This is a genomic window from Staphylococcus sp. EG-SA-2 (assembly GCF_017152085.1).
In genome coordinates this window covers 1-3,072 of sequence record NZ_JACYHC010000560.1, presented here as the reverse complement: position 1 = coordinate 3,072, position 3,072 = coordinate 1, and the positions used below count along the sequence as shown (strand labels likewise).

2 protein-coding genes and 1 pseudogene are annotated in these 3,072 nt (G+C 33.1%); all 3 read right to left on the bottom strand.

Annotated features, from left to right (window positions below):
* Positions 1-47: 47 nt before the first annotated feature.
* Complete coding sequence (gene dat / locus IDG60_RS09570; protein WP_000411084.1) at positions 48-896, bottom strand: D-amino-acid transaminase; 849 nt, start codon at positions 894-896, stop codon at positions 48-50.
* 3 nt (positions 897-899) lie between these two features.
* The gene (sapep, locus tag IDG60_RS09565; protein ID WP_000265411.1) at positions 900-2,309 is read right to left on the bottom strand and encodes an Mn(2+)-dependent dipeptidase Sapep; all 1,410 of its coding nucleotides are present in this window, start codon (positions 2,307-2,309) and stop codon (positions 900-902) included.
* Positions 2,310-2,866: 557 nt separating this feature from the next.
* Positions 2,867-3,072, bottom strand: a pseudogene (locus IDG60_RS09560) (YtxH domain-containing protein); the annotation flags it as partial.

Below are 3,072 nucleotides of genomic sequence, written 5' to 3'. Positions count from 1 at the left end.
AGTTGATAAATTTAAGTAATTTAATCTAAAAATATGATGAAAGAATTTTAAATACTGTGTGACTCTATATACTTTTCAAATCCTTCTTGTAGTTGACGTGTAATTGGGCCAACTTTACCATCATTAATTGGTTCACCATCTAATTTAATAACAGGTGTAACCTCAGCTGAAGTACTTGAAACAATAACTTCATCTGCGTTTTTCAAGAAATCTACAGTAAACGTTTCTTCTTTAAATGGGATGTTATAGTCTTCGGCAATTTTTTTAATTACAATTCGTGTAATACCATTAAGAATATAGTTGTTAATCGGATGTGTATAAATCACACCGTCTTTAATTGCATAAGCATTACTTGAAGATCCTTCAGTTACAGTTTCACCTCGATGTTGAATTGCTTCAACTGCATTATATTTCACAGCATATTCTTTTGCTAATACATTTCCTAATAAGTTCAAGCTTTTAATGTCGCAACGTAACCATCGGATATCTTCAACGGTAACACCATTCACACCATTTTCTAAATGATCATAAGGACGATCATAACTCTTTGTATAAGCAACAATTGCTGGTTCTACTTCAGGTGTCGGGAAGCTATGATTCCTTTCAGCTACACCACGCGTTGCTTGAATATAAATTGCCCCAGTTTCAATTTGATTCATATCAACTAATTTACGAGATAGTTCAATTAATTCTTCTACAGAATAATTTAAATCTAAACCAATCTCATTGGCACTACGTAAAAATCTTTCATAATGTTCTGTTACTGTAAATAACTTACCATTATATACTCGAATGTATTCATAAATACCATCGCCAAATACGTATCCTCTGTCGTTGTATGAAACCTTTGCTTCACTTGGACTTACAAACTCACCATTTAAAAAAATTTTTTCCATATATTATTCCTCCACGCATAATGAATAAATTGCTTCTAAGTAAATACTAGTTGCGTTAAATAACTGTTTTTTAGTGATATATTCATTTTTCTGATGCATTAAATCTTCAGAATCACTAAACATTGCGCCAAATGCTACACCCTTGTCTAAGTTTCTCGCATAAGTACCGCCACCTATAGTATAAGGTTCAGTCATATCATTTGTTTGATTTCTATATGCAGTAACTAACTTTTGTACAAAAGGATCATTTTTATCAACATAATGTGGTGGTTGGACTTTACCTAATTTCACTTCAAAGCCATATTGTTGAATCTCATTTGCAAAACGATCCATAGCTTTTTCAAATTCAAATCCTTCTGGGTAGCGTAAGTTGATACCGAAAAGACCTGCGTTTTCATTATCATATGTAATAACACCAATGTTAGTTGTCACGTCACCCATGACATCTGTATGGAATTTCATTCCCATCTTTTCACCAAAATCTGAATTAAATAAGTAGCGATTACTAAATGCTACAAACGCTTGTGCATTATTATCAAGATTTAATGATGCTAAGAATTTTAGTAAGTAAAGACCCGCATTCACACCGATAGATGGATCCATACCATGAACCGCTTTACCTTCAACTGTTAAAACTAGAATGCCACTATCAACAGTACTATCACCTTGTAAATGATTTTGTTCTAAAAAGTACTCAAAGTCTTGAATAACATCTGTCATATTTTCTTTAACAAGCACTCTTGCTTCTGCATGATCAGGCACCATGTTGTAACGTTCACCAGATTTAAAAGTTATTAATTCATAATCAGGTTCATCTTGATCTTCAGCAAGCTTATTTTGAACTAAGTCAAATGTTGTAATGCCTTTTTCACCATGAATACACGGAAATTCTGCATCTGGTGCAAAACCTAATGTTGGCATTTCTTCTGTTTTAAAATAGCGATCCGTACATTTCCAATCAGATTCTTCATCCGTACCAATAATCATATGAATACGTTTCTTCCAATCCACATTCATATCTTCTAATATCTTAATTGCATAATAAGCAGCAATTGTTGGACCTTTGTCATCAAGTGTACCTCTAGCTATGATAGCATCTTCTGTTACAACCGGCTCGAACGGATTACTATCCCATCCATCACCAGCAGGAACAACGTCAACATGACATAAGATACCTAATACGTCATTTCCTTTACCTGCCTCAATTCTTCCTGCAATATGATCCACATCATGTGTTGTAAATCCATCTCTATGTGCAATTTCATACATGTAGTCTAATGCCTTACGAGGACCTGGACCAACTGGTGCGTCTTCTGATGCTTTTGCATCATCTCTCACACTTTCAATTGCTAATAATCCTTTTAAGTCATTAATGATTTGATCTTCGTATTGTTGAACTTTTTCTTTCCACATTCGAAATCGACTTCCTTTTTTCTATAAGTTAAATTCTATTTTACATGAAAAGATATAAAAACTACAATAAGATGTCAGAAAATAATAAAAAGGAACAAAACGATGCTATTGATATGACACAAATCATAAATAGCTGCTTTGTTCCTTTTTTAATTTATATATTTAAAATACACATATTCAAGAGCTCGAGATATAAGTCAATGTACTAGGCACACAATTTAATATTGACAGTAATTAACCGAACGAAAATGCGCCCCGGGGCCCCAACACAGAGAATTTCGAAAAGAAATTCTACAGACAATGCAAGTTGGCGGGGCCCCAACACAGAAGCTGGCCAATAGTCAGCTTTCAATAATGTGCAGGTTGGGGTAAGGGCCCCAACACAGAGAATTTCGAAAAGATAAAGAAATACGTTTTCTTTAGATATTAGTATTTCTTATGAATGAGTTTCACGCATGTATTCTTCTTTCTATATGCATATTAGCTATGACTAACGATAAAGAACCACTATATAATAAATCATAGTGGTTCTTTATCATTTCTGTCCTACTCACATCTTATTCTTTATCAGATAATGCATTTTTATTCTTTTTTAAATCTTCTTCAGTGACGATACGTAAATTATTATTTGGTGCTGCGCCACCTTCATCATCAAATTTACCTTTTTCAATACTTTCGTCAGTCTTATTGTCATATTCGGTAAATTTTGATTTTTCTTCTTCGAAAAATGCTTTTGGATTATTTTTTAATCTATTAGCATATT